Source organism: Streptomyces sp. NPDC058326 (assembly GCF_042879855.1).
Classification (GTDB): Bacteria; Actinomycetota; Actinomycetes; order Streptomycetales; family Streptomycetaceae; genus Streptomyces.
Genome location: NZ_JBHVZO010000006.1, coordinates 202,094 through 228,274, shown reverse-complemented (window position 1 = coordinate 228,274; position 26,181 = coordinate 202,094). Strand labels below are relative to the sequence as shown.

The window sequence follows — 26,181 nt, the reverse complement described above, 5'->3', positions numbered from 1 at the left end:
CCGGGGCTCGGTCGACCTGTCTGAAAAGCGACGTTTGCTCCGTTAAACCTCGTGCGAATCAAGATCGCCGTTTCGAGGTAATGCCCCCGATCCGATGGGGCGACCGGGGTTCACCGGCCGCTACTGTTCCCCCGGATCTGGACGGATTCCCAGAGATTCATCCCTGTTCCGCCCTTCCCTCCTCTTTCTCCTCTTTCAGCGACCGCGCACCCGTGCGCCGGTCACCACCCCCCTCCGAAGGAGAGCCCGCCCCATGTCCGTTGACACCAGCCCGGACGCACAGCTGGACGCGCCGAAGCAGTCGAGCCTGAGCACAGCGGCCGCCCGGAACCTCGCCACCACCACCAAGTCCGCCCCGCAGATGCAGGAGATCAGCTCCCGCTGGCTGCTGCGGATGCTTCCCTGGGTGGAGACCAAGGGCGGCGCCTACCGGGTCAACCGCCGGCTGAGCTACACCATCGGTGACGGTCACATCGAGTTCGTCCAGGACGGTGCCCACGTCCGGGTGATTCCCCGAGAGCTCGGCGAACTGGCCCTGCTGCGCGGCTTCGAGGACGAGGAGGTGCTGAACGCGCTGGCCGGCCGGTGCGTCCAGCGCGACTTCGGCGTCGGCGAGGTCATCGTCGAGCGTGGCGCCCCCGCCGACCAGATCCACCTGATCGCCCACGGCCGGATCCGCCAGACCTCCGTCGGCAAGTACGGCGACGAGGTGGCCGTGGCGGTCCTCGCCGACGGCGACCGGTTCGGTGAGAACGCCCTTCTGGACGCCGACGCCCGATGGGACTACACCGCCACCGCCGAGACCTCCGGCACGCTCCTCACCCTCTCCCGCGCCGAGTTCTCCGCCGTGCTGTCCTCCGCGCCGGCCCTCCAGGCCCACATCGAGGAGTTCAGCTCACTGCCCCTCCAGCGGCAGAACCGTCACGGCGAGGCCGAGATCGCGATGTCGGCCGGCCACACCGGTGAGGTCGAGCTGCCGGGCGCCTTCGTCGACTACGAGCTCAAGCCGCGCGAGTACGAGCTCTCCGTCGCCCAGACCGTGCTGCGGGTCCACACGCGGGTCGCCGACCTCTACAACGGGCCGATGAACCAGACCGAGGAGCAGCTGAGGCTCACCGTCGAGGCGCTGCGCGAGCGCCAGGAACACGAGCTGATCAACAACCGGGAGTTCGGCCTCCTCCACAACGCCGACTTCAAGCAGCGGATCCAGACCCACTCGGGGCCGCCCACCCCGGACGACCTCGACGAGCTCCTCTGCCGCCGCCGCGGCACCAAGCTCTTCCTCGCCCACCCGAGGACCATCGCCGCGATCGGCCGCGAGTGGAACGCCCACGGGCTCTACCCGGACACCGTCGAGCTCGACGGCCAGCGGGTCCTGGGCTGGCGCGGCGTCCCGATCCTCCCCTGCAACAAGATCCCCATCACCAAGGAGAACACCAGCTCGATCCTGGCCATGCGCCTCGGAGAGGACAACCAGGGCGTCATCGGGCTGCGCCAGACCGGGCTTCCGGAGGAGTACGAGCCGGGTCTCTCGGTGCGCTTCATGGGCATCAGCGAGCAGGCGATCATGTCGTACCTCGTCACCACGTACTACTCCGCCGCCATCCTCGTCCCCAACGCGCTCGGCGTCCTGGAGAACGTGCAGATCGCCCGCAGGCGCGACTGACGGAGCTGTCCCGAGGCCGCCACGACGGTCACTCACGGCCCGGGTCCTCCCGGGCCGGCCCAGCGCGCCCGGGATCCCGGACAGCCCACCCCCTCACCAAGGAGTCACGGATGCCCGAACCCGGGCCTTCCCCTCTGCAGTCGAGCCTGCCCGCCGCCGCCACCCGCTTCGGGGGGCAGGTCCTCGGTCGGCCGGCCCCCGCCACCGAGCCCGCCGCGGCCGCGGCGGTCACGCCGTCCCGCCCCGACGCGGGGTGGACGCCGCCCGGCCCGACCGGGCTCGGTACGGCGGCCCTGTCCCTGGCCCGGCGCGCGCAGGCGCCGGAGCCTCCGGTCCCCTCGGCCTCCGAGGCGCCGGTGGGACGCCCGATCCCGGGTCTCTACTTCCACCCCGTGGCCGAGCCCGATCCGGTGCGGGTGGACGAGGTGAGCCGGCGGATCAAGGCCTGGGCCCTCGACGAGGTCCAGCTCTACCCCGAGGACTGGGAGGGCGAGTTCGACGGCTTCTCCGTCGGGCGCTACATGGTCGCCTGTCACCCGGACGCCCCGACCGTCGAGCACCTGATGCTCGCCACCCGCCTCATGGTCGCCGAGAACGCCGTCGACGACTGCTACTGCGAGGACCACGGCGGTTCGCCCGTCGGTCTCGGCGGCCGCCTCCTCCTCGCGCACACCGCGCTCGACCCCCTGTACACGACGAAGGAGTACCAGCCGCTGTGGGCGGAGTCGCTCCACGCGGACGCCCCGCGGCGCGCCTACCGCTCCGCCATGGAGTACTTCGTCGACCAGGTCACGCCCTCCCAGGCCGACCGGTACCGGCACGACATGGCCCGTCTGCACATGGGGTACCTGGCCGAGGCCGCCTGGGCCGAGACGGACCACATGCCGGAGGTGTGGGAGTACCTGGCGATGCGCCAGTTCAACAACTTCCGCCCCTGCCCCACCATCACCGATTCCGTCGGCGGCTACGAACTGCCCGCGGACCTGCACGCGCAGCCGGCCATGCAGCGTGTGCTCGCGCTCGCCGGGAACGCCACCACGATCGTGAACGACCTCTACTCGTACACGAAGGAACTGGCCAGCCCCGGCAAGCACCTGAACCTGCCCGTGGTGATCGCCGAACGCGAGGGCGTCTCCGACAAGGAGGGCTATCTGAAGGCCGTCGAGGTCCACAACGACCTCATGCGCGCATTCGAAGCCGCCGCCGCCGAACTCGCCGCCGCCTGCCCCGTCCCGACCCTGCTGCGCTTCCTGCGGGGCGTGGCCGTGTGGGTCGACGGCAACCACTACTGGCACCAGACCAACACCTATCGCTACAGCCTGCCCGATTTCTGGTAAGAAACGGATTCACCTGTGACCAGCACCGAGTACACCACCGTCAACGACACCTCCGCGTTCGTCCCCGCGCCGGCCACGCCGTATCAGGGGGACATCGCCCGCTACTGGAACGACGAGGCCCGGCCCGTCAATCTGCGCCTGGGCGACGTCGACGGTCTCTACCACCACCACTACGGCATCGGTGACGTGGACCACGCGGCCCTCGGGGACATCGAGGACAGCGAGTACGAGAAGAAGCTGATCGCCGAGCTGCACCGTCTCGAGTCCGCGCAGGCCGAGCTCCTCCTGGACCACCTCGGCACCATCGAGCGTGGCGACACGCTCGTGGACGCCGGCTGCGGCCGCGGCGGTTCGAGCGTCATGGCGCACCAGCGGTTCGGCTGCAAGGTCGAGGGCGTCACCCTTTCCTCCACGCAGGCCGACTTCGGCAACAAGCGGGCGAAGCAGCTCGGCATCGACGACCACGTCCGTGCCCAGGTCTGCAACATGCTGGACACGCCGTTCGAGAAGGGCAGCATCGCCGCCTCGTGGAACAACGAGTCGAGCATGTACGTCGATCTCGACGACCTCTTCGCCGAGCACTCCCGCTTCCTCAAGGTCGGCGGCCGGTACGTGACCATCACCGGCTGCTGGAACCCTCGTTACGGCCAGCCCTCCAAGTGGGTCTCCCAGATCAACGCGCACTTCGAGTGCAACATCCACTCGCGCCGCGAGTACCTGCGGGCGATGGCCGACAACCGTCTGGTGCCGCAGGCCGTCATCGACCTGACGCCCGACACCCTGCCGTACTGGGAGCTGCGCGCCACGTCGTCCCTGGTCACCGGCATCGAGGAGGCGTTCATCAGCTCCTACAAGGACGGCTCCTTCCAGTACGTCCTGATCGCGGCGGACCGCGTCTGACCGGCCGTGAGCACCGGGGCCGGGCCGTCACGCGACGGACCCGGCCCTTTCGGTGACCTCCGCGAGGAGCCGGGCGCGGTCGATGGCGTCGGTGCCGGTGGCCGGCACCGTGCAGGCGTAGGCCCCGGCCACCGTGCCGTAGAGGGCGCACCGGTCGAGGTCCTGCCCCGTCAGCCGGCCGAAGAGGAAGCCGGCGGCGAAGGCGTCGCCCGCGCCGTTGGAATCGACCACCGGCTCACGGGGCGTGACGGCCGGTACGTGGACGAGCCCGTCGGCCGTCGCCAGGTACGCGCCCTCGGCCCCGGCGGTGGCGACCACGACCTCGGCGCGGCCCCGCTCCAGGATCCGGCGCATGGTCCGCTCCGGGTCGGCGAGGGCGGTGGTGGAGACGAACACGATGTCCGCGCCGTGGGCGAAGGGTTCGTGGTACGGGTTCTCGCCGTCCCAGTTGTGCAGGTCGGTGGAGACGGTGAGGCCCGCCTCGCGAAGGAGGGGGAGGGTGAAGGCGCACGGGTACGTGATCGAGACGTGCGCGTGGCGGCTCGCCGACGCGAGGGAGCGGACCAGTTCCTCGGGCAGCCGGTCGGACTCCCGGGAGCGGGTGTCGTCGTAGAGCGACAGCCGCCGGCCGTCGGGGCCGACGAGGTTGACGGCCCGCTTCGTACCGCCCGGCAGGGGTACTTCGGTGAAGCCGATGCCCCGGTCGCGGTGGAAGGCGCGGACGAGATCGCCTGCGGAGTCGTCGCCGATCATGTCGATGTGGTGCGTCCGCAGCCCGAGGGCGCTGAGACCCAGGGCCACGAAGTCACCCGTCTGCCCGGCGCGGGTCTCGATGCCCGGCCGGATCATGTAGCTGTCCGCGTAGGGGAGGGGGAGCTCGGGCACGTGGACGATCGTGTCGACGCCCGCGCCTCCGAGGACGAGGACGTCGTACGTGCTGGTCATCGGGGGCTCCTTCGGCTGCCGTTGATCGCACGGGGAGTCAAGCAGCCGACCGGCGTCGCAGCAAGGGCTTGCAGAGAATTTCAGCAAGCTCGTGCCGGTGTCCATGGGGCGGTGGGCGCGGCGCGGTCTCGGATCCTGTGCATGGTATGGACCTGACAAGAAAGGGCGGCTAGCGTACGCGGTGCTCTCGTTGAGAGCGCTCTCAACGTCCTCTTCCCCCACCAGGAGGCCCCAGTGAGACGTACATCCGCCGTGCGCGCCGCCCTCGCCGCCCTTGTGCTCACCGTCGGACTCGGGGCCGCCCACGCCGCCCCCGCGAGCGCCGAACCCGACCGTGCCGAGCCCACCGCGTCCGCCGGCCTCCTCGCGGCCCTGCGCGGCGACCTCGGTCTCACGGAACACGAGGCCGGCGAACGGCTGGAGGCCGAGCGGGCCGCCGCGCGCGTGGAGGTCGAGGCGAAGAGGACGGCGGGCGACGCGTACGGCGGGTCCTGGTTCGACGCGGGCACCGGACGGCTCGTCGTCGCTCTCACCGACCGCGACGAGGAGGCCGAGGTCCGGGCGCTCGGCGCCGACACCCGGCTCGTCCGGCACAGCGCCGGCGCACTCGACCGCGCCAAGGCCCGGCTCGACGCCCGGTCCGCCCCGGCCGGTGTCGCCGGCTGGCACGTCGACCCCCGCACCAACAGCGTCGTCGTCACCGTCGTCCGCGCCGACCGGGACCTGCCCGCCGTGCGCGCCTTCGTCGAGAAGGCCCGCGGCACCGGCCCCGTCACCGTCGCCGAGACCGCGAGCGCACCCCGTACGTACGCCGCGGGAACCGTCGGCGGCGACCCGTACTACACCGGCAACGTCCGCTGCTCCATCGGGTTCTCCGTGCACGGAGGTTTCGTCACCGCCGGGCACTGCGGGCGGGCCGGGGCCGCCGTCCGCGGCTGGGACGGATCCGCGATGGGCACCTTCCAGGGCTCCTCGTTCCCCGGCGACGACTACGCGTACGTGAGCATCCACAGCGGCTGGTGGACGGTCCCCGTGGTGCTCGGCTGGGGGACCGTGCCCGACCGGCTCGTCCGCGGCTCGGCCGAGGCGCCCGTGGGGGCGTCGATCTGCCGCTCCGGCTCCACGACCCGCTGGCACTGCGGCACCGTCCTGGCCAAGAACCAGACCGTCAACTACAGCCAGGGCGCGGTTCATCAGATGACGAAGACCAGTGTGTGCGCCGAGGGCGGTGACTCCGGCGGCGCGTTCATCAGCGGCGACCAGGCCCAGGGTGTCACCTCCGGCGGCTGGGGCAACTGCTCGACCGGTGGCGAGACCTGGTTCCAGCCCGTCAACGAGATCCTCGGCCGGTACGGCCTGAGGCTCCACACGGCCTGACCTTCCTCCCTCGCTCCCGTAGCGAACGCGTGCCCCGGGCCGACGGGTCGAGAACCCGCCACCACTGGCCCGGGGCGCGCGTGCTGGGCCGTGCCGACCGCATGACCCTGCCGACCGGCCCGAGGCGGGCACTCACGACAGCTTCGCGAGCCTGCGGTGGGCAGCTGTCAGGGAGCGGCCACGGCGCGGTGCCTCCCGCCAGGGGTCGTCCTCCCCGAGGCGGTCCTCGATGGTGGAGACGGTCCACCGCCGCGCGGTGAGCCCTGGATCGTCCAGTTCCGCCCAGCTCACGGGGGCGGCGACGGGGGCACCGGGCAGCGCCCGGACCGCGTAGGGGGCGACGGCGGTCTGGCCGTAGGCGTTGCGCTGGACGTCCAGGTAGAGACGGTCCCCGCGCGCCTGCTTGCGGGCCGCCGTGGTGAGCCGGTCGGGGTGCCGGTCGGCGAGGACACCGGCGGCGTCCCGGGCGAACGCGCGGACCTCGTCGAACGCCGTGCGACGGTCCAGGGCGACCACGACGTGCAGGCCCCGGGAGCCGGTCGTCATCGGAACGCCGGGAAGGTCCAGCTCGTCGAGCAGTGCGTGCAGGAACCCCGCCGCCTCCCTGACCTGCTCGAAGTCGTCCCCCGGCGGGTCGAGGTCGAAGACCAGCCGGTCGGGGTGGTCCGGCCGGTCCGCCCTGGAGAGCCAGCGGTGCGGGGTGACGCACGCCTGGTCGGCCAGATAGAGCAGCGTGGCCAGGTCGTCGCGGACCGGATAGGTGACCGTGCCGTCCTCCTTGGCCAGTTCGGCGCGGTGGATCCACTCGGGGAAGTGATCGGGGGTGTCCTTCTGCATGAAGCGGCCGCCGCCGATCCCGTCGGGATGCCGTTCGAGCATCAGCGGACGGCCCCGGAGGTGAGGCAGCATCCGGCCCGCGACGGCGCGGTAGTACGCGGCCAGATCTCCCTTGGTGATGCCGTCGGCGGGAAAGAGCTCCTTGCCGGCCCGTTTGATCTCGACGGTCCGGCCACTCGCCCGCAAGGTCTCCGTGCCCGTCATCGATCCCTCTCGTCGGCGGTGGCCGCGGGGGCCTCCGGCCCGCTCTTCGCCGCCCCGTCGCGGGGCCGGATGACGTCGAGGAGTTCGAGCAGGTACAGGAAGGCGGCGGCCATCGGCCCCTCCCCGGTCTCCTCGCGTACACGGTCCCAGTCGACGCGCTCGCGCAGCCCTCGCGCGACCGGGAGGAGCTTTCCGTAGTCGCAGTGGTGCTCGGACAGGGCAGCCAGCCGTCCGACCATCAGGTCGGTCGGGTCGATGACCGGCATGTGGACCGAGTCCACGGGGAGGGTCCACGCCCGTTCGAGCAGTTCGGTGGTGACGGGCCGCCCCGCGAGGGAGAAGATCAGGTCGATGTGCTCTCCGCCCCTGCGGGCCTTCACCAGCCAGTCCTCCGGCGGATCGACGATCTCGATGCCGTGGGCGCGCAGCAGGCCCGTCACGGTGTCGGCGTCCTCGCGCCGCACCGCGAAGTCCGTGTCGTGCTGCAGCCCCACCGGGATGCCGTATGCGTAGGCCGCGACGCTCCCGACCAGGGCGAACGGGCACTCCGACGACTTGAGGACGCCGGCGATCTCCTTGGTGACCTCGAGAATGGCCTGCGTGTGGTCCAGGGGGAGGTCCTGTTCCGACCCGCCCCCTCCGGTGCGGGCCGCGATCCCCGCGAACCGGGCGGGAAGCCGGCCCGCCGGTGAGGAACGGACGTCCGCGTGGCGGCCTTCGACAAGGTTCATGGAGCTTCCTCCTCACGGATGCCGCCACTGCTCGGCGAGGGGCGGGGTTGTGCACCTACCCCGTACGCGGGGAAGAACGCGCGGTCGGATCGCCGCGCCCGATCTCGGGGTGTACTCGGACATATCGCGCGAGTTCCCGGGACGCAGTCGGGCAGACGCCCCGGACGCCATCCCGCGAGTGACGGCAGGCGATCGACGATGAGTCCCAGCGGCGTCCCCCACCGCCTGGTCCCCGACAGCACCGCCGCCCTCTCCTGAAGGGCCACACCTGGCTCCCGGACCTGCGGCGGCGCCACGACGGGCCCCGTGCGGACGCGGCTCCTCGGCCGGCCGGTACGGATCCTGGCCGGACCCCAGGACGTGGACTTCTTCTACGACGAGCGGCACGTCCACCGCGAGGGCGCCCTGCCGGGCCCCTCCTCGACACCCTCTTGGTGTGCGGCGCCGTCCACACCCTGGACGGCGCCGCACACCACGTGCGGAAACGCCTCTTCGTGGACGCGCCGACCGATCCCGGCGCCGTCCGGGCCCTCGCCGAGCTGGTGGGGGAGGAGTGGCGTGCGGCGATGGGGCGCGGCTCACCGACCGGGCGAGGACGGCCGCGCGGCGGGTTCCGCGTCGACGTCGGCGCGGGCAGCTCCCGCTGAGTGGACCGCCCCGGTCAGTCGCCGTCACTCGTCCAGAAGGTCGAGCACAGCGCGTTCGACGGCGCCCTGGGTCGCCGGATGGCCGAACACCCCGTGCTCGCCGAGCCGTTCGAGCACCGGGGCCACGGTGACTCCCTCGCCGTACCGCTCGATGACGCGAGGCGCGATGTACGAGCCGCGGCAGACGGCCGGGGTGTTGCCCAGGTACTCGCTCACCTCGCGCACGGCCCGCCGCACCGCCTTCCGGCGCGCCGTCACCGACTCGGCCCCGGCCTCCTCGGACACCGCGAGCGCGACGGCGGCGAGGACGGTCGCGTGCCAGGTGCGGAAGTCCTTGGCGCTGATGTCGGCGCCGGACCGGTTCCGCAGGTAGGTGTTGAGGGCCTCGGCGTGCACCTGGTGCCATGCCCCACCCTGCCAGTACGCGAAGAGCCACGGGCTGTCGTCGCCGCGCCGCAGGAGCGCCTGCACCACCCGGTGGACGGATCTGTCGGCCAGGTCGGCGGTCACCTGCTTGCCGGACTTGCCCGGGTAGTCGAAGACGACCCGGCCGCCGGAGCAGTGGACCTGGTCCCGTCGGAGCGTCGTGAGGCCGTACGAGCCGTTGCCGCGCCGGTAGCGGTCTCCGCCGACGCGGAAGAAACCCAGGTCGAGCAGGCGGGCCGCGCAGGCGAGGACGCGCTCCTCGCACAGTCCGCGGCGCGCGAGGTCGTGTTCGACGGCCTTGCGGAGCCGGGGCAGCGCCGCGGCGACCTCGTGCACGTGCTCGTGCTTGGCGCGCTCCTGACGGGCCCGGAACTCCTCGTGGTACAGGTACTGCCTGCGGCCCGCGTCGTCCGTGCCGACGGCCTGCACGTGTCCGTTGGGCCATGGGCAGATCCACACGTCACGCCAGGCCGGCGGGATCGCCAGGGCCCGCACGCGTGCCCGGTCGGCAGCCGGGAGCGGCCGGTTCTGGGCGTCGAGGTAGCGGAATCCCCGTCCGTGGCGGACACGTCGCCACCCCGGCCGGCTCGCATCGCTCGTCCTCAGTCGCACGCCTTCCGTGTGCCCCGGATCCGGTGGGATCACGCGAGGGGGAGGGGCGGCGGGGCGTGGACGAGGGGGAAGGCGGACAACCGGCCTGCCCGCCATGGTTGCGCGCACCGCCAGCGGGGCAGCCGCCGGAGACCTGAGGGGGAAGCCGACCACCACCCGCCGGGGAGGCACAGCATGTCAGGCAGCGGCGACAGCGGGCCCGCCCCCGAGGCGTACGACGCGACGCCCTTCCTGCCGCGCCGCGGCGGTCTCCCGGCGCACCGGCGGGCCGCCGCCGACTGCCGCGGCTGCCCCCTCTACCAGGACGCGACCGGGACCGTCTTCGGGGCGGGCGGCACGGACGCGCGCGTGATGCTGGTCGGCGAGCAGCCGGGCGACCAGGAGGACCGCGAGGGCGTCCCCTTCGTGGGGCCGGCGGGCCGCCTGCTCTCCAAGGCCCTGCGCGAGGCGGGCATCGACGAGGAGGGCCTGTACGTGACCAACGCGGTCAAGCACTTCAAGTTCACCCGTGACGAGACCCGGAAGCGCCGTATCCACAAGGCGCCCACCCTGCGCGAGACCCTCGCCTGCCGACCCTGGCTGACGGCGGAACTCCGCCTCGTGGCGCCCGAGTTGGTCATTGTCCTCGGCGCCACCGCGGGCCGGTCGCTGCTCGGTCCCTCCTTCCGTGTCGGCACCGACCGTGGAGTGCCGCGGCCTCTGCCCGGCTCGGAGGACGGAGCGCGGGTGCTCGCGACCGTGCACCCCTCGTCCGTGCTCCGCGCTCCGGACCGGAAGGCCGCGTACGAGGGCCTGGTCGCGGACCTCAGGACCGCGGCCGGGCTGCTCTGACCCCCCCCGTTCCGTTCCCGTGAGGGACCGCCCTCTCCCCCTGAGGGTTCCCCCGACCGCCGTACCCCCACGTTTCCGCGAGGGACCCCCGGGCAGCCGCTCCGGGAACGAACCCGACGGAACGGCAGCCGCTCCGGGAACGAACCCGACCGAACGGGCGGAGCCCGCGAAACGAACGGAGGCGACTCGTCATGACCAAGGCGACGGTCGGCGACCACCTGCTCGACCGGCTCCGCGCCTGGGGCGTCAGTCATGTGTTCGGCTACCCGGGAGACGGCATCAACGGGCTCCTCGCTGCCTGGTCACGGGCCGGGGACGAACCCAGGTTCATCCAGGCGCGGCACGAGGAGATGGCCGCCTTCGAGGCCGTCGGCCAGGCCAAGTTCTCCGGACACGTCGGCGTCTGCGTGGCGACCTCGGGCCCCGGCGCCATCCACCTCCTCAATGGCCTGTACGACGCCAAACTCGATCACGTCCCCGTCGTGGCCATCGTCGGCCAGACGGCCCGCAGCGCCATGGGCGGCTCCTACCAGCAGGAGGTCGACCTCCACACCCTGTTCAAGGACGTGGCGAGCGCTTATCTGGAGACCGTCACGGTCCCCGAGCAGCTGCCGAACGTGCTCGACCGGGCCGTGCGCACCGCGTACGCGCGCCGCGCCCCCACCGCCCTGATCATTCCGGCGGACGTCCAGGACCTCCCGTACTCCGCCCCCGGCCACGACCACAAGATGGTCCCCTCCAGCCTGGACGTGAGCGGCTGGGCTCCGGTGCCCGACGACGGCTCCCTCGCCCGCGCCGCCGCCCTCCTCGACGAGGGCGAACGCGTCGCCATGCTCATCGGACAGGGAGCCGCGGGCGCCGCCCGCGAGGTCGAGGAGGTGGCCGGAGTCCTCGGCGCCGGCGTCGCGAAGGCGCTGCTCGGAAAGGACGCGCTGAGCGACGAACTGCCGTACGTGACGGGCTCGATCGGTCTCCTCGGCACCCGCCCCTCGTACGAGATGATGCGGGACTGCGACACCCTGCTGACCGTCGGCTCCAACTTCCCGTACTCCGAGTTCCTGCCCCCGTACGGGCAGGCGCGGGCCGTCCAGATCGACATCGATCCGCACATGGTCGGGCTGCGCTACCCCTACGACGTGAACCTGGTCGGCGACGCCGCGACCACCCTGCGACGGCTCCTTCCGCTGCTCACCCGCAAGGAGGACCGCGACTGGCAGGAGACCGTGGCCGACGGGGTGCGCCGCTGGAAGACCGTCATGGAGCGCAGGGCCCGCGTCGCGGCGGATCCGGTCAATCCCGAACTCGTGGCGGCGGCCCTCGACCCGCTGCTGCCCGACGACGCGATGATCACCTCGGACTCCGGTTCCATGGCCACCTGGTACGCCCGCCACCTCACCATGCGGGGCGCGATGCGCGGCTCCCTCTCCGGCACCCTCGCCACCATGGGCTGCGGAGTCCCCTACGCGATCGGCGCCAAGTTCGCCCACCCCGACCGCCCCGCCATCGCCCTGGTGGGCGACGGAGCCATGCAGATGAACGGCATGGCCGAGCTGATCACCGTCGCCAAGTACGCCGCGGAGTGGACCGACCCCCGACTCGTCGTGGCCGTGTGGAACAACGGGGACCTGAACCAGGTCAGTTGGGAGCTGCGGGCCCTCGGGGGAACGGCTCCCTTCGAGGCCTCGCAGTCCCTGCCCGACGTGCCGTACGCCGACTTCGCCCGCTCGCTCGGGATGACCGGCATCCGCGTCACCGACCCGGACCGCGTCGAGGACGCCTGGCGGGAGGCCCTGGCGGCGGACGGGCCGTCGGTCCTCGACTTCCGTACCGACCCCGCCGTGCCGCCCATCCCGCCGCACGCCACCTGGGAGCAGATGGAAGCGACGCTGGGCTCCCTGGCGCACGACCGGGGCCGCGGCCACGTCGTCGTCCAGGGACTCAAGGCGAAGGCGCAGGAGCTGCTGCCGCGCGGCCGCGGCGAACGCTGAGGACCGTGTCCGGCCGGAGCGGCTTGCGGCCGGACCACCGGGGAGCGGTTCAGCCGGGTCTGCCTGGGCAGCGGCAGAACAGGACGTCGGCCGGAACGGCGGGAGGTGTCGGCGATGGACGAGGCCCGGCTCTCGGAACGAGAGCGACGCATCCTGGCGGAGATCGAGGAGCGGCTGGACCAGGACGAGCGGCTGGCCCGTCGGCTGCGCCCGACGCGCGGCGGGCGGCGACCGTTCCCGCGCCCGGCCCTCGGCGCGCGCCGAGGACCGACCGTCCTCGGCCTCTGCGCCCTCGGCGCCGTGACCTTGAGCCTGCTCGTCCTGGCCGTCGCCACCGAGGCCCCGCTCATGATCTGGGCCTTCGCGGCCGCCTGGGTGGTGACCCTGGTCGTCCTGCTGCGCCGCCTGGTCGTCCGCTGGTCCAGGCGCAGGACCGCGCCACCACAAGACCCCGAGCGCTGACGGGCCTCCGCTGCGGGGGGTTACGAGGGGTCCCGGGCGGGTAGCCGCGCAGCCGTCCCGGTACTCCACCGACCCAGGGAGATGACCGCGATGGTGCACGACACGATCAGGGTGGACGCCCCACTGCGCGAGGTCTACGACCAGTGGACACAGTTCGAGGAGTTCCCCCGCTTCATGGACGGCGTGGAAGAGGTCCGGCAGGTCGACGACCGGCACTGCCACTGGCGGACACGGGTCGCCGGGGTGACCCGCGAGTTCGACACCGAGATCGTCGACCAGCTTCCCGACGAGCGGATCGCCTGGCGCACCGTCGGCGGAGACGTACGCCAGAAGGGCGTCGTGACCTTCGAGCGCGTCGACGACTCACGTACCGAGGTGACCCTGGCGATGGACTTCGAACCGGAGGGCGTCGCCGAGAAGGCGGCGGCGGCCGTGGGCATGGTCGACAGCCGCGTCGGAAGCGACCTGCTCCGCTTCAAGGAGTTCATCGAGGACCGCGACAGGGCGACCGGCGCGTGGCGCGGCCGGCTGCGGCCCGCCGACGCGGAGGAGGGCACGGAGAGGCGGGACGCCGCCGGAACCGCCCCGGGATCGTCCGCCGCCCCGCCCACGCCACCGCCCGGCGAACCGCCCGGTCCTCCGGCCCGCCCGATGCCCGTGGACCCGGGGCACCTGTAGACGCGGGAGCCGGTCGGCGCCGGCCGCGAGGGACCCCCACGGGGTCCGTGCCCGGTCGCTACGGCGACGGGAGGAGGTTCACGATCCATGCAGGATGACCATCGTGCGGACGTACACGTCGGAACGGAACACGTCAGAACAGAACACAGGAGAGCGAAACCCCTCAGGAGGGACGGCGTCGGCGGGGAACGGGCCGGGACGGCGACCCTCGGAACATCCGCCGGTGCGACCGGCGCCGACCCGGCGGGGCCCCTGACCGTCGAGGCCCGGCCCGGCGCCCCCGCCGGAGCCGTGGTGCTCCTCGTGCAGGGGGAGCTCGACTACGGGTCGGCCGCCCCCCTGCGCGACGCCTTGGAGGAGCACGACAGGGCCCGGCGGGTCGTCGTCGACTGCGCCGGACTGCGGTTCTGCGACTCGACCGGGCTCAACCTGCTCCTCAAGGCGCGCCTGAGGATGCTGGACGCCGGAGGACGGCTCGACCTCGCCGGACTGCGCGCCTCGGTGGACCGCATGTTCGAGATCACGGGGGCCCGGCAGGTCTTCCGGGTGTACGGGGACGCCGACGAGGCGCTGCGGGACGCGGTCTGAGCCCCGGGCCTCCCGGCCCGGCAGGCTCCGCCCGGGCACGGCCACGGCCCCGGTCCTAAAGTGGAGGGGTGGGGCGACCACCGGGAGCGGACGCCCATCCCGGTCTCCCGCCCCTGGCGTGGACAGCCCCCTACGCGAGGTCCTTCATGGTGGAGCGCAGAGTGGTGCATCCCAGCGGCGAGAAGCCGCGTGCCCGGCCCGGTGCGGACGGCGACGGCGGCGACGACGGCCTTCAGCGCCTGCTCGCCGGCCTCACGGCCGTACGGGACGGCGAGCTCTCCATACGCCTCTCCGAGGGCTCCGACGGCGTCCTCGGGGAGATCGCGGGCGTCTACAACGACATGGTCGACCGGCTCTCCCTGCTCACCTCGGAAGTCACCCGCGTCGCGGGAGAGGTCGGCGGACAGGGCCTGCTCGGCAGCCGGGTGCGGGAGGCGCGGGCCCGTGGTGTGTGGCAGGAGGTCACCACCGGCGTCAACACGATGGCCGACAACCTCACCTCGCAGGTGCGCTCCATCGCCCAGGTCGCCACCGCCGTCGCACGCGGCGACCTCACCCAGAAGATCCGGGTCGACGCCCGCGGCGAGGTCCTCGAGCTGAAGGAGACCATCAACACGATGGTCGACCGGCTCTCCTCCTTCGCCGAGGAGGTCACCCGGGTGGCCCGTGAGGTCGGCACCGAGGGCAAACTCGGCGGCCAGGCCACCGTGGGGGGAGTCTCCGGCACCTGGAAGGACCTCACCGATAACGTCAACTCCATGGCCGACAACCTCACCAACCAGGTGCGCAACATCGCCCAGGTCACCACCGCCGTCGCCCAGGGCGACCTGACCACCCGCATCGACGTCTCGGCGCGCGGCGAGATCCTGGAGCTCAAGACCACCATCAACACCATGGTCGACCAGCTGTCGTCCTTCGCCGCCGAGGTGACCCGCGTCGCCCGCGAAGTGGGCACGGAAGGGAAACTCGGCGGGCAGGCGGAGGTCGAAGGGGTCTCCGGCACCTGGATGCGCCTCACCGAGAACGTCAACGAACTCGCCGGGAACCTCACCCGCCAGGTCCGGGCCATCGCCGAGGTCACCAGCGCCGTCGCCGAGGGCGACCTGACCCGCTCCATCACCGTCGACGCCCCCGGCGAGGTCGGCGAGCTCCGCGACAACATCAACGCCATGGTCGAGTCCCTGCGCGCCACGACCCAGGCCAACCAGGAACAGGACTGGCTGCAGACCAACCTCGCCCGGATCACCGGACTCCTCCAGGGGACGCGCAGTCTGACCGAGATGGCCGAACTGGCCATGGCCGAGGTGCCCCCGCTGGTCTCCGCCCAGTACGGCGCCTTCTTCGTCGTCGAGGAGGACGAACGCGGGCCCGGCCTGGTCATGGCGGCCTCGTACGGGCTGCCCGACGCGGGGGACGACGGCGAACCGCGCCGCTTCCGTCCCGGCGAGGGACTCGTCGGGCAGGCCGCCCGCGGCAGGCGCCCCCTCGTCGTGGACCCGGTCCCGCCGGGATACGTCACGATCTCCTCCGGCGTGGGCTCCGCCGAACCCCGCGCCCTGATCGTGCTCCCGATCGTCGTCGAGGACCAGGTCCTCGCGGCCGTGGAACTCGCCTCCCTGCACCCCTTCACGGGCCTGCGCCGCGACTTCCTCGACCGGTTCGTGGACAGCGCCGGCGCCGTCCTCAACTCGCTCGTCGCCAACCTGCGCACCGACGCCCTGCTCGGCCAGTCACGCACCCTCGCCGACGAACTCCGCTCCCGCACCGAGGAGTTGCAGGCCCGCCAGCGGGAACTCCAGCGCTCCAACGCCGAACTGCAGGAGAAGGCCGCGCTGCTCGCCGACCGCAACAAGGACATCGAGTCGAAGAACCGGGTCATCGAGCAGGCCCGGCAGGAGCTGGAGACCCGGGCCCAGCAGCTCTCGCGCACCTCCATGTACAAGTCCGAGTTTCTGGCCAACATGAGCCACGAGCTGCGCACCCCGCTCAACAGCCTGCTCATCCTGGCCCGGCTGCTCACCCAGAACCCCGACGGCAACCTGACGCAGAAGCAGGTCGACTACGCCGAGGTCATCCACTCGGCGGGATCCGACCTGCTCCAGCTGATCGACGACATCCTGGACCTGTCCAAGGTCGAGGCGGGCAAGATGGAGGTCCGGCACGAGCCGTTCGCCATGTCCCAGCTCCTGGAGTACCTGGAGTCCACCTTCGGCCCGGTCGCCGACGAACGGGGGCTCGACTTCTCCGTGACCGTGGCACCCGACGTCCCCGGACATCTCACCACCGACGAGGGACGGCTCCGCCAGGTACTGCGCAACCTGCTCTCCAACGCGCTGAAGTTCACCGACAGGGGCAGCGTCGAACTGACCGTCGAGCACATCCCGCCCGACGAGGCCCCGGCCGCCCTGCGCGACGGCCGGCCCGTCCTCGCCTTCCGGGTCACCGACACCGGCGTCGGCATTCCCGCCGACCGCCTCCGTCACATCTTCGACGCCTTCCAGCAGGGCGACGGCACCACCGCCCGCCAGTACGGCGGCACCGGCCTCGGCCTCTCCATCAGCCGCGAGGTCGCCAGGCTCCTCGGCGGCACCATCGCGGTCGAGAGCGTGCCCGGCCGGGGCAGCACCTTCACCTTCCACCTCCCGGAGCGCGCGGGCGCCCGCGAACCGGCCACCGCCGAGGCGGCGGAGGACCAGGAGGACCGCGAGGGCGGCCCCGCGAGCACGCCCTGGGGCGCCGGCGTCCCGGAATGGACCGGGAGCACCGTCCTCGTCGTCGACGACGACACACGGAACGTGTACGCGCTCACCGAGGTCCTGGAGGCTCAGGGACTGCGCGTCCTGACCGCCGACGGAGGCGAGAGCGGCATCGCGCTGGTGGCCGCGCACGGGGAGATCCGGCTCGTGCTGATGGACGTCATGATGGCCGGGACCGACGGCTACCGCGCCATCGAGGAGATCCGGAGGCTCCCCGGCCGCGCCGACCTCCCGATCATCGTCGTCACGGCGAAGGCGATGCCGGGCGACCGGGCCGGCGCCCTGGAGGCAGGCGCCGACGACTACCTCGCCAAACCGGTCGACCAGGCGGAGCTCCTGGTCAAGATCCGGCGCCGCCTGACGAAACCGGCCAGGTGAGGCGACCGACCGGTCCGAGGCGAGGTGCGCCGGCGGTCCGGGGTGAGGGACCGCCGGCGCTGCTCAGGACCCGTGTGGCGCTGCTCAGGACCCGTGTACGGAGCCCGGCTCCCGCAGCCGCACCGCCACGACACTGGTGTCGTCGTCGGTGTCCCCCGTCACCATGCCGAGCAGGCCGTCCACCAGCTGCTCCAGGTCCGGCACGGCGGCGAGCTCCTCGGCCGCCGCGACCAGCCGGCCGAGACCGGAGCCCAGGCCGTCGTGGCGCCGCTCCACCAGGCCGTCCGTGTACAGCAGCAGGGTGTCCCCGGGCCGCAGCGCGGTACGGCGCTCCTGGTACCGCGACGAAGGTGTCGCCCCCAGCAGGATGTCCTGCGGGGGGTCGAGCAGCGTCGCCCGGCCGCCCCTGAGCAGCAGCAGCGGCAGATGCCCCGCGCTCGACCAGACGAGTTCCCCGTCCGCGGGGTCGTACAGCGCGCACACCGCCGTCGCCGTGCTCCCGCCGCCCGTCCGCAGTGTCACCTCGTTGAGCCAGCTCATCAGTTGCCCGGGCCCCCGGCCGGTGAAGGCGAGCGCCCGCTGCGCGTTGCGCAGGGCCACCATGCCGGTCACGGAATCGATCCCGTGCCCGGCGATGTCACCGACCGCCACCAGGACCTTGCCGCTCGGCAGCGGCAGGACGTCGTACCAGTCTCCGCCCACCTGGTACTCCTCCGCCGCCGGGCGGTACCGGGACGTCACCACGAGGCCACCCGGCAGCTCCTGGAGGGCGGGCACCTCGGGCACGATCGCCCGCTGGAGCTGGAGGGCCAGCTGATGACGGACGTCCGCCTGGTCGCGGACGGCGGTGAGGTGGTCGAAGGTCGCCGTCAGAGCGAGCTCGGTGCGCCGGCTCGCCGACACGTCCTGGTAGACCCCCACACACCCGGTGACCGTCTCGCCGTCGAGAAGCGGCTCCGCCACCACCCGGACATGGCGCACCGAACCGTCGGGGAGCACCGCCCGGAGCACGGTCTGCGCGCCCGCCCCGCGTTCCGTCAGCGTCCTGAGCAGTTCGGTCAGCGCACCGCCGTCGTCCGCGTGGATCCGCCCCCGGAGCGCCAGGAGCGGCACCGGCGGTTCTTGCCGGGACATCCCGAAGATGCCGTAGGCCTGCTCGGACCACACCGTCTCGCCGCCGTCCAGGCTGTCCTGGAACGTGCCGACCGTCTGGAGCCTCGCGACGGCGCGGCGCACCGCGAGCCCGGGGTCGCCGGAGGTGTGCCAGAGCACGACGGCCAACTCCTCGCCCGCGGGCAGGACCCGTACGTCGAGGAGCGGCGAGGGACCCTCTTCCGGCCCTGCGCCGGCCGTCACGGGAAGCCGGGCCGCGTGCTGGGGACGCCTGGAACGGCGGGCCCGCCCTTCCAGGCGGATGAGCTCCCGGTGCGCCAGCGGGAAGACGCGGGTCAGCGACCGGTCGTCGGAGGGCAGCGGGCCGCCCAGCGCGGCGACGGCCTCCTCGTTGGCGTGCTCCACCGTCGGCGCGCCGGTCGTGCCGGGGGTGCGCAGGAGCACCGCCGGGTGGGTCAGGGCGTCGAGGACGTCCACGAGCAGCGGGGAACCGGGCTCGGGGGAGTCGGGGCGGTCGAGGACCGTGCTCGCCACGGTCATCAGGCCGGTGACGGCCCGCCGTGTCCTGGTGTCGAACTCCATCGGCTCCGGCCAGCCGGCCAGCGCCAGGCCGACGGTGGCGCCCCGTCGGCGCAGCGGCACGAGCACGCGGGCCGCGCCCGCCGAGGCCCCCGGCAGCGCGGCGGCGTCGGCCGGCCCGTCACCCAGCCAGACGGGCGTGCCCTCGACCAGGGCGGTCCGCATGGGCTCGGGGGCCAACGGGGGGATCCCCCACCAGGCCGCGGCCTCCGTGGCGGAGACCCCGGCGCACCCGGCGAGCCGCAGGTACCCGGCCTCCGCGCACCGCCACAGCCACAGGCTGTCCGCGCCGAGCAGGGCGAGGCCGTCGTCCAGGAGCGTGCGGGCCGCCTCGCCGACACTGTCCGCCGTCTCCGCGGCGGCGGCCGCGCGGCGGAGCCGGCGGGCGGGGAGCGGCGAGGCCGGGCCGGGGTCGGCGCGCGGGTCCCCGGGCGAGGCGACGGCGTTCACGACGTCGGCCGCGAGGTCCTCGGGCGACGTCCCCGTCGCCCGGGCGGTCTCCTCCAGGTGGTCGGCCGCCTCGGTCGTCGACTGCCCCAGCTGGACGGCGAGCATCCCCGTGGCGAGATCGATCAGATGACGGCGCGCCGCTGCCTCCCGCAGGAGCCGGTTCTCCACGAGGAGCCCGGCCACCGCCGCGCGGGCGGACCCCTCCGAGGAACCCTCGGCACCCGTCAAGGCGACCTCCGCTCCGCCCTCGCACAGACAGCTGGAGAAGGTTACAGATCTGGAGAATTTACGCGTACGCCTACGAATTCTACCCGGGCTCACCCTCCGCGCGGCCGGGACGAAGGCGAGACCCCGGCGGGCCGGACACCGGGTGGCCGGCGGCCCGCCGGGATCACCGGCTCAGGACAGGTCGAACCGGTCGAGGTTCATCACCTTGTCCCACGCGGCCACGAAGTCGCGCACGAACTTCTCACCCGCGTCCTGGGACGCGTAGACCTCCGCCAGGGCCCGGAGCTGGGAGTGCGAGCCGAAGACGAGGTCGACGGCGGTGGCCGTCCACCTGACCTCACCCGTGGCACGGTCCCGGCCCTCGAACACGTTCTCGGTGGCCGTCGACGGCTTCCACTCCGTTCCCATGTCCAGCAGGTTCACGAAGAAGTCCGTGGTCAACGCCCCCGGCCGCTCCGTGAACACACCGTGCCGGGAACCCCGGAAGCCGGCGTCCATCGCCCGCATGCCGCCGACCAGGACCGTCATCTCGGGCGCCGTCAGCGTCAGCAGATTCGCCCGGTCGAGGAGGAGCGTCTCCGGCGACAGCTTCTCTCCCGCCCGGAGGTAGTTGCGGAACCCGTCCGCCCTGGGTTCGAGCACGGCGAACGACTCCACGTCGGTCTGCTCCTGCGTGGCGTCGGTACGCCCCGGCGAGAACGGGACCGTGATGTCGTACCCGGCGTTCCGCGCGGCCTGTTCGACGGCCGCGCAGCCGCCGAGGACGATCAGATCGGCGAGCGACACCTTCACGCCGTCGGTCCTGGAACCGTTGAAGTCCTGCCGGATCCGGTCCAGGGCCTCCACCGTTCCCGCCACCTCCGGCAGGTCGTTCGTCTCCCAGTCCCGCTGCGGCGCGAGGCGGATCCGCGCCCCGTTGGCCCCGCCGCGCTTGTCGGTGCCGCGGAAGCTCGCCGCCGACGCCCACGCGGTGGTGACCAGCTGGGGGAGGGTCGGCCCGGAGGCGAGGATCCGGCCCTTCAGGTCGGCGATGTCCGCGTCCCCGACCAGCGCGTGATCGACGGCGGGAACCGGGTCCTGCCACAGCTGCGGCTCGGGGATCCACGGGCCGAGGTACCGCGAGACGGGTCCCATGTCACGGTGGAGCAGCTTGTACCAGGCCTTGGCGAAGGCCTCCGCGAGCCTGTCCGGGTTCTCGTGGAAGCTCTTCGCGATCGGACCGTAGACGGGGTCGAGCTTCAGCGAGAGGTCCGTCGTCAGCATCATGGGCGCGTGCCGCTTCGACGGATCGTGGGCGTCGGGCACCGTGTCCCGGGCCGAGGGATCCGTGGGCGTCCACTGCTTCGCGCCGGCCGGGCTCGTCGTCAGCTCCCAGTCGTACCGGAACAGGTTGTCCAGATAGCCGTTGTCCCACTTCGTCGGCTCGGTGGTCCACGCGCCCTCGAGGCCGCTGGTGAGGGCCTGGGCGCCGGTGCCGCTGCCGCACGTGTTCCGCCAGCCGATGCCCTGCTGCTCGATGGGGGCGGCCTCGGGCTCCGGACCGACGCAGCTGGGATCGACCGCGCCGTGACACTTGCCGAACGTGTGGCCGCCGATGATGAGAGCGGCCGTCTCCTCGTCGTTCATCGCCATCCGCCCGAACGTCTCGCGAATGTCCCGGGCGGCCGCGATCGGATCCGGATTCCCGTTCGGACCCTCGGGATTGACGTAGATCAGTCCCATCTGCACGGCCCCGAAAGGACCGGTGAGCTCCCGGTCGCCGCTGTACCGCTCGTCTCCGAGCCAGGTGTCCTCCGGCCCCCAGAAGACCTCCTCGGGCTCCCAGATGTCCTCACGGCCGAAACCGAAACCGAACGTCTTGAACCCCATGGACTCCATGGCGCAGTTCCCGGCGAAGACCAGGAGATCGGCCCAGGAGATCTTCCGGCCGTACTTCTGCTTGACCGGCCAGAGCAGCCGGCGGGCCTTGTCGAGACTCGCGTTGTCCGGCCAGCTGTTGAGCGGAGCGAAACGCTGGGCGCCGGAGCCGCCGCCGCCCCGGCCGTCCTCGATGCGGTACGTCCCCGCCGCGTGCCAGCTCATCCGGATGAAGAGCGGTCCGTAGTGGCCGTAGTCGGCGGGCCACCAGTCCTGCGACGCCGTCATCACCTCGAAGACGTCCCGCTTCAGCGCGTCGACGTCCAGGGTCGCGAATTCCTTCGCGTAGTCGAAGTCCGGGCCCATGGGATCGGACTGGGGTGAATTCTGGTGGAGCACCTGGAGGTCGAGCTGCTCCGGCCACCAGTCCCTGTTCGTCCTGGGGCGGGTCGGCGCGGGGGCCGGGGAGGGGATTGCCGGGTTCTCGCTTTCGCTGCCGGACACGTCCGTCCTTCTTCCTGTCGCGGTGTTTCCGTCTGCCGGCCGCCTGCTCCTGACGGTCGCTTTTATGCGTAGGACGGAGGCTCGGCGTCCGTATGGTCGCGCACCGCACACCGCGCCGCTGAGAGAACACGCAGGGCGTCACCGCGTAACAAGAAGTCGTGCGCCGAAGCCGTGGAGGCTCCGGGCCGGGCCGCCGACGGCCCCTCACCAGGCCGGGGCCGCCGGGCTCAGAGCCCGGAGACCTTGGAGCTCGCCGACAGTTCGTAGACCAGGGTGACCGTACGGCGCCCACCGGGCGGGAGGGTGACGTCCCAGCGGACGATGCCCTCGGCGTCGACCGCGCCGGGCGCGGGCGAGCAGTCCGCCTCGCGCAGGCGTACGTCCACCGCCGAGACCTCGGAGACGGGGATCCGCTCCCGGAGGACGACGACCCGCTCGCCGAGCTCCCCCGGCGGCGAGAACCGGGACAGGTGCAGCCGGACCGTGCGGGTGACCACGGTCCGCTGCGTGAGGCCGGCCGTGTCGCGGGACTCCTCGGTCTCCCGGACGACCCGAAGGTCGTCACGACTGCCGAAGGCCAGTTCGAGCGGGGCGCCGGGGGTGGTGAACTCCAGCGTGCCGCGACCGATGAAGCCACCGCCACGGACGAGGTCCACGGGACCCGCGAGCAGCACATGGCCGGACAGGTTGTCACCCCGCACCACCTGGGTGACCAGCGGCGACACCTCGGGCGAGCAGGCGTACTCGCTGCTCGCCGCCGTGGTGAACGCCGAGACCGGCACCCGGTGGGCGCGCCCGTCCGAGGGCACGGAGACCGGCGAGGGTGAGTGCAGTACCCGGGCCTCACCGCCGTCGTCGACCCCCGGCAGACCGAGCACCGGGGCCGGTCCGAGGTCCCCGATCTCCTCCTCGCGCAGCTCGACGTCGACCGTGCGCCGCTCCACGGCCGTACGGTCCTTGAGCGTCAGCCGGTCCTCGGCGAGCCGCGGCGGATCGGTGGCCGGCGCCGACCGGGCCGTCGACAACGTCAGCCGCGCGTCCGACCAGTCCTCGCCGGTGTGCTGCCACACCACCGCCTCGGTCTCGAGCGTCAGGGAGCCACCGTCGAGCACCGCCCGGTAGGCGGGCCGCCACAGCGCGCACGGTGTGAGGTGGCTCAGACGCAGCCCGGCCGGCCCGGCGACGGCCGCCTCCACGGTCAGCTCGATGTGACCGACCAGCTCGGCGGGCTCCTCCTCGGTGAGGTCCACGGCCCGCCGGACGTCACGGAGTTCGGCGGCGAGCGCGGTCAGCCGGGCCTCCACGGTACGGAGCAGCTCGCCGTGGGTGTCGCGCTCGGCGTCCACCCGGTCCAGTTCGCGGGCCCAGCGGAGTCCTTCGCTCTCCCCGGAGCCGGCACCCTCGGCGATCTCCCGCAGGACGTCGGCGGCGAGACGGCCGAGGAGGTCGAGGCGGGTCCGCAGCCGATCGCGCTGCTGCTCCAGGACGAGCCGCTCCTCCTCCAGGGCGTGCACGCGGTGCCGCAGGGCGGAGTCGTCGCCGGCCGGCCGCGGCCCCCGCGGGGTCCAGTCACGCACGACGCGTACGTCGAGCACCGTGGCCGGGTGGTCGGAGGTCAGCTCGGCGTGGAGGGTGCGGTCGACGGCCAGCGCACTGACCGGCCCGAGGCGCAGCCGCCGGACCCCGGCCTCCAGGTCGAGCACGACGGACCGCTCGATGTGGGCGCGGTCCTCCAGGCAGGTGACGGCGGTGACGGGAACGGCGATCGTCTTCGAGACCGTGGACATGGGGCTCAGCTCCTGCGGTTGCCGCCGACCAGGGCTTTGCCGGCCGGGATGCGGATCTCGTAGCCGCCGTCGAGGGCGGTGGTGCCACCGGCGGGCAGCTCCACCCGCCAGACGCGGGTGCCGGGGGCGTGCTGCTCGGGCCCCGCGCCGTCGGGCGCCGTCCAGCCGCCCCGCTCCTCGACGCGGACGTCCGAGTCGGAGGTGACGGGCACCCGTTCGCGGACCTCGACGGTCGCGGGCCTGCCGAGCCGGTTGGCCAGTTCTACATGGACCTGGTGGTCGAGCACGGTGATGTGGTTGCGCAGCCCGGACGTCGACTCGCGCAGGTTCGTACGGCGGGTGACACGGATGCCCTCGGCGGGCCCGAGCCCCACCCGGCGTACGCCGCCGGGCGCGAGCGTGGGCAGTGCGGCGGTCAGCAGGAAGTCGTCGTCGACGGTGACCTCCACCGGGCCGGCCAGCAGAGCCTGGTCGGTGGCGTTGGAGAGGACGAGCGTCGCGTACACGGTCTGCTCCACGGACGGCACACAGAGGTACTCGGTGCGCAGACCGACCGGGATCTCGGCGACGGTGACGGTGTGCCAGGTGCCGTCCGAGGGAACGTCGGCGCGCGCGGCCGCGTCGAAGCGGTGGTCGAAGGAGCCCGCCGACACGCGGGGGCGCACGGCGTGTCCCGGCAGCGGCAGGGCGGCCACCGCTTCGGCGCGACGCCGGTACTCGGCCGCCACCGCGTCGACGGGCGACACGGGGAAAAGCCGGCCCCGGCGACCGCCCGGCTCGTCGGGACCGCAGAGGGTCAGCTCGGCGTAGTCGAGCTCGGCGCCGCTCGGTCGCGGCGGACCGGCCACCGGCGGTGACGGGGGCGGCGGTGCTCCGGCGCCGGGAGGCGCGGGAGCGGCGGGAACCATGGCGGCGGGGGCGGGCGCCCCAGCGAAGGACCGGCCACCGGCGCGAGGCCGGGCTCCCGGCTGCCCGGGGGCCGGCCGGGCGGCGGGCGGCGCGCCGTAACCCTGCGGTGCGGGCGGGGGCGGCGGGGGCCCGCCGTACCCCACCGAAGGCGGTGGCGGCACCTGCCCGTACGCGATGTCCTCCGGTACGGCCGCGGGCGCGGCGCCACCGGCCGCGGCACCGACGGCGACAGCGCCACCGGCGGCCACGGCGGGCCGTGGACCGGCTGCCGCGTACCCGGTGAAGAGGTCGGCGAGGCCCGTCGGTGGCTCGCGCCAACCGGAGGGCGCGGGCTCGGACTGGCGGCGTCCGATCCGGACCGAACGAAGCTTCGGCAGATCGGTGCGGCGTCCGAGATCGGCTGTGGCCAGGGCGATGCGCACCCCGGTCCAGTCCTCGCCGGTGCGCTGCGCGACCGAGGCACGCAGCACCAGACGGCCGGTGTCGTCGCCCTGACGGTGGGTGAGACGGTACGTCGGGACCCAGACGGCGCCCGGCACCCCGTACTCGATGTCGAGCTCCACCTCCGTGCCGCCGGCGCCGGCGAGGGTCAGCAGCGCGGAGACCGCCGGGTTCACGTGTGCAGCCGGCGCGTCGGTGGAGGCGCGGTCGAGCCGGTCGGCGGCGAGGTCGAGCTCGTGCTCGACGTCGAGCAGTTCCCGCTCGAGCTCGACGAGACGGGCGTGCAGTCCGGTCAGTCGCCCGTCGACGAAGTCGGCGAGCTCCAGCCACGCGTCGACCGGGGTACGCCGGTGGGGGTCGTCGCGCTTGCGGCCGGGCGGCACCGGGTGCAGGCCCTGTGTCTCCGTGATCAGACCCAGCTGCCGGTCCCGGCGTCCACGCGCCGCCGCCGACGCGTCGCGCAGCCGCTCGACCTCGCGCCGCAACGCGTCGGGCGTGCCCCTGCCGTCGGCGTCGGGGACCTCGACCTCCACCCGGGCCTCGGTGACCCGCGCCCCGGAGGCGCCGAGGACACGGGCGCGCAGGGAGCCCGGATCCATCGCGCGGGGCAGCCCCGTCACCCGTACCCGGCCGTCCGCCGGAACGCTGCCCCGGGCCAGCCGGTGGCAGAGCGCGCCCCGCGCGTACACCACGACCGAATCGAGGGTCGATCCCCACCTCTGTGCCGTCTCCGCCGTCATGCGCCCCGCCCCCGTCGCGTGCCTGCTGAGCGAAGCCTACGCCGGAGCGCTCCGGGTGTCGGCGGGGGCCGGAGGATGCAGCGACATCGATCCCCTCACCGGCCGGCCACGGCGGGAAACCCCCAGGTCACCGCCGTGCGCATCGCGGGGTGCGGCGCCGTGGGCGAGGGCGCCGCGGGCGGCGGGCCGGCGGCTTCGGTGGTTGGGCGG

Annotated in this window: 19 protein-coding genes; 11 read left to right on the top strand and 8 right to left on the bottom strand. The window is 73.0% G+C overall.

The features are described from left to right. Positions 1-253 precede the first annotated feature (253 nt). The 3 genes from ACFVYX_RS14880 to ACFVYX_RS14870 all read left to right on the top strand — a co-directional run bounded on the left by ACFVYX_RS14880 (position 254) and on the right by ACFVYX_RS14870 (position 3,903). Complete coding sequence (locus ACFVYX_RS14880; RefSeq protein ID WP_389681745.1) at positions 254-1,666, top strand: family 2B encapsulin nanocompartment shell protein; 1,413 nt, start codon at positions 254-256, stop codon at positions 1,664-1,666. A gap of 110 nt (positions 1,667-1,776) precedes the next feature. Further along, positions 1,777-3,003 carry a family 2 encapsulin nanocompartment cargo protein terpene cyclase gene (locus tag ACFVYX_RS14875; RefSeq protein ID WP_389681744.1) on the top strand — a complete coding sequence of 409 codons (1,227 nt, stop codon included), beginning with the start codon at positions 1,777-1,779 and terminating at the stop codon, positions 3,001-3,003. Positions 3,004-3,018: 15 nt separating this feature from the next. Then, on the top strand, positions 3,019-3,903 hold the full coding sequence (locus ACFVYX_RS14870; RefSeq protein ID WP_389681743.1) for a geranyl diphosphate 2-C-methyltransferase: 885 nt from the start codon (positions 3,019-3,021) through the stop codon (positions 3,901-3,903). Between the two features lie 27 nt (positions 3,904-3,930). Here ACFVYX_RS14870 and ACFVYX_RS14865 read toward each other — a convergent pair whose 3' ends face one another. After that, complete coding sequence (locus tag ACFVYX_RS14865; protein WP_389681742.1) at positions 3,931-4,848, bottom strand: adenosine kinase; 918 nt, start codon at positions 4,846-4,848, stop codon at positions 3,931-3,933. Positions 4,849-5,082: 234 nt separating this feature from the next. Here ACFVYX_RS14865 and ACFVYX_RS14860 point away from each other — a divergent pair, with 234 nt between their 5' ends. After that, entirely contained in the window at positions 5,083-6,225 is a 1,143-nt protein-coding gene (locus ACFVYX_RS14860; RefSeq protein ID WP_389681741.1) for a S1 family peptidase, read from the top strand. Between the two features lie 132 nt (positions 6,226-6,357). Here the strand turns inward: ACFVYX_RS14860 and ligD are convergent, their stop codons facing one another. Next, positions 6,358-7,266 carry a non-homologous end-joining DNA ligase gene (ligD, locus tag ACFVYX_RS14855; RefSeq protein ID WP_389681740.1) on the bottom strand — a complete coding sequence of 303 codons (909 nt, stop codon included), beginning with the start codon at positions 7,264-7,266 and terminating at the stop codon, positions 6,358-6,360. Continuing rightward, on the bottom strand, positions 7,263-7,997 hold the full coding sequence (locus tag ACFVYX_RS14850) for a nucleotidyltransferase family protein (RefSeq protein ID WP_389681739.1): 735 nt from the start codon (positions 7,995-7,997) through the stop codon (positions 7,263-7,265). Before ACFVYX_RS14850 ends, ligD begins: the two co-directional genes overlap by 4 nt. A gap of 434 nt (positions 7,998-8,431) precedes the next feature. On the opposite strand from ACFVYX_RS14850, the gene ACFVYX_RS14845 reads away from it, so the two are divergent. Continuing rightward, positions 8,432-8,644, top strand: coding sequence for a hypothetical protein (locus ACFVYX_RS14845; protein WP_389681738.1), 213 nt, complete (start codon positions 8,432-8,434; stop codon positions 8,642-8,644). Positions 8,645-8,668: 24 nt separating this feature from the next. Here the strand turns inward: ACFVYX_RS14845 and ACFVYX_RS14840 are convergent, their stop codons facing one another. Beyond that, entirely contained in the window at positions 8,669-9,682 is a 1,014-nt protein-coding gene (locus tag ACFVYX_RS14840; protein ID WP_389681737.1) for a DNA topoisomerase IB, read from the bottom strand. 174 nt (positions 9,683-9,856) lie between these two features. On the opposite strand from ACFVYX_RS14840, the gene ACFVYX_RS14835 reads away from it, so the two are divergent. The 6 genes from ACFVYX_RS14835 (at position 9,857) to ACFVYX_RS14810 (ending at position 17,363) form a co-directional block, all read left to right on the top strand. Then, positions 9,857-10,513: a UdgX family uracil-DNA binding protein gene (locus ACFVYX_RS14835; RefSeq protein WP_389681736.1), complete on the top strand. Its 657-nt coding sequence runs from the start codon at positions 9,857-9,859 to the stop codon at positions 10,511-10,513. Between the two features lie 191 nt (positions 10,514-10,704). After that, entirely contained in the window at positions 10,705-12,501 is a 1,797-nt protein-coding gene (locus ACFVYX_RS14830) for a thiamine pyrophosphate-requiring protein (RefSeq protein WP_389681735.1), read from the top strand. Positions 12,502-12,615: 114 nt separating this feature from the next. Then, positions 12,616-12,963 carry a DUF3040 domain-containing protein gene (locus tag ACFVYX_RS14825; protein ID WP_389681734.1) on the top strand — a complete coding sequence of 116 codons (348 nt, stop codon included), beginning with the start codon at positions 12,616-12,618 and terminating at the stop codon, positions 12,961-12,963. A 90-nt stretch (positions 12,964-13,053) separates the two neighbouring features. Beyond that, positions 13,054-13,641 carry an SRPBCC family protein gene (locus ACFVYX_RS14820; RefSeq protein WP_389681733.1) on the top strand — a complete coding sequence of 196 codons (588 nt, stop codon included), beginning with the start codon at positions 13,054-13,056 and terminating at the stop codon, positions 13,639-13,641. An 87-nt stretch (positions 13,642-13,728) separates the two neighbouring features. Beyond that, positions 13,729-14,229, top strand: coding sequence for an STAS domain-containing protein (locus ACFVYX_RS14815; protein ID WP_389681732.1), 501 nt, complete (start codon positions 13,729-13,731; stop codon positions 14,227-14,229). 161 nt (positions 14,230-14,390) lie between these two features. Next, a complete protein-coding gene (locus tag ACFVYX_RS14810) occupies positions 14,391-17,363 on the top strand; it encodes a HAMP domain-containing protein (RefSeq protein WP_389681731.1) in 2,973 nt (990 codons plus the stop codon). A gap of 84 nt (positions 17,364-17,447) precedes the next feature. Here the strand turns inward: ACFVYX_RS14810 and ACFVYX_RS14805 are convergent, their stop codons facing one another. The 4 genes from ACFVYX_RS14805 to ACFVYX_RS14790 all read right to left on the bottom strand — a co-directional run bounded on the left by ACFVYX_RS14805 (position 17,448) and on the right by ACFVYX_RS14790 (position 25,971). Next, positions 17,448-19,733 carry a SpoIIE family protein phosphatase gene (locus ACFVYX_RS14805; protein ID WP_389681730.1) on the bottom strand — a complete coding sequence of 762 codons (2,286 nt, stop codon included), beginning with the start codon at positions 19,731-19,733 and terminating at the stop codon, positions 17,448-17,450. A gap of 171 nt (positions 19,734-19,904) precedes the next feature. Then, positions 19,905-22,094 carry a catalase/peroxidase HPI gene (gene katG, locus ACFVYX_RS14800; protein ID WP_389681729.1) on the bottom strand — a complete coding sequence of 730 codons (2,190 nt, stop codon included), beginning with the start codon at positions 22,092-22,094 and terminating at the stop codon, positions 19,905-19,907. Between the two features lie 227 nt (positions 22,095-22,321). After that, positions 22,322-23,881 carry a DUF4139 domain-containing protein gene (locus ACFVYX_RS14795; RefSeq protein ID WP_389681728.1) on the bottom strand — a complete coding sequence of 520 codons (1,560 nt, stop codon included), beginning with the start codon at positions 23,879-23,881 and terminating at the stop codon, positions 22,322-22,324. 5 nt (positions 23,882-23,886) lie between these two features. Then, positions 23,887-25,971 carry a DUF4139 domain-containing protein gene (locus tag ACFVYX_RS14790; RefSeq protein WP_389681727.1) on the bottom strand — a complete coding sequence of 695 codons (2,085 nt, stop codon included), beginning with the start codon at positions 25,969-25,971 and terminating at the stop codon, positions 23,887-23,889. Positions 25,972-26,181 lie beyond the last annotated feature (210 nt).

Excerpts from the sequence above, each read along its gene's own strand:
- ligD (WP_389681740.1), bottom strand. The coding sequence starts at position 7,266 with ATGACGGGCACGGAGACCTTGCGGGCGAGTGGCCGGACCGTCGAGATC.
- ACFVYX_RS14875 (WP_389681744.1), top strand. The coding sequence starts at position 1,777 with ATGCCCGAACCCGGGCCTTCCCCTCTGCAGTCGAGCCTGCCCGCCGCC.
- ACFVYX_RS14850 (WP_389681739.1), bottom strand. The coding sequence starts at position 7,997 with ATGAACCTTGTCGAAGGCCGCCACGCGGACGTCCGTTCCTCACCGGCG.
- ACFVYX_RS14820 (WP_389681733.1), top strand. The coding sequence starts at position 13,054 with ATGGTGCACGACACGATCAGGGTGGACGCCCCACTGCGCGAGGTCTAC.
- ACFVYX_RS14865 (WP_389681742.1), bottom strand. The coding sequence starts at position 4,848 with ATGACCAGCACGTACGACGTCCTCGTCCTCGGAGGCGCGGGCGTCGAC.
- ACFVYX_RS14835 (WP_389681736.1), top strand. The coding sequence starts at position 9,857 with ATGTCAGGCAGCGGCGACAGCGGGCCCGCCCCCGAGGCGTACGACGCG.
- ACFVYX_RS14790 (WP_389681727.1), bottom strand. The coding sequence starts at position 25,971 with ATGACGGCGGAGACGGCACAGAGGTGGGGATCGACCCTCGATTCGGTC.
- ACFVYX_RS14795 (WP_389681728.1), bottom strand. The coding sequence starts at position 23,881 with ATGTCCACGGTCTCGAAGACGATCGCCGTTCCCGTCACCGCCGTCACC.
- ACFVYX_RS14825 (WP_389681734.1), top strand. The coding sequence starts at position 12,616 with ATGGACGAGGCCCGGCTCTCGGAACGAGAGCGACGCATCCTGGCGGAG.
- ACFVYX_RS14830 (WP_389681735.1), top strand. The coding sequence starts at position 10,705 with ATGACCAAGGCGACGGTCGGCGACCACCTGCTCGACCGGCTCCGCGCC.
- ACFVYX_RS14880 (WP_389681745.1), top strand. The coding sequence starts at position 254 with ATGTCCGTTGACACCAGCCCGGACGCACAGCTGGACGCGCCGAAGCAG.
- ACFVYX_RS14815 (WP_389681732.1), top strand. The coding sequence starts at position 13,729 with ATGCAGGATGACCATCGTGCGGACGTACACGTCGGAACGGAACACGTC.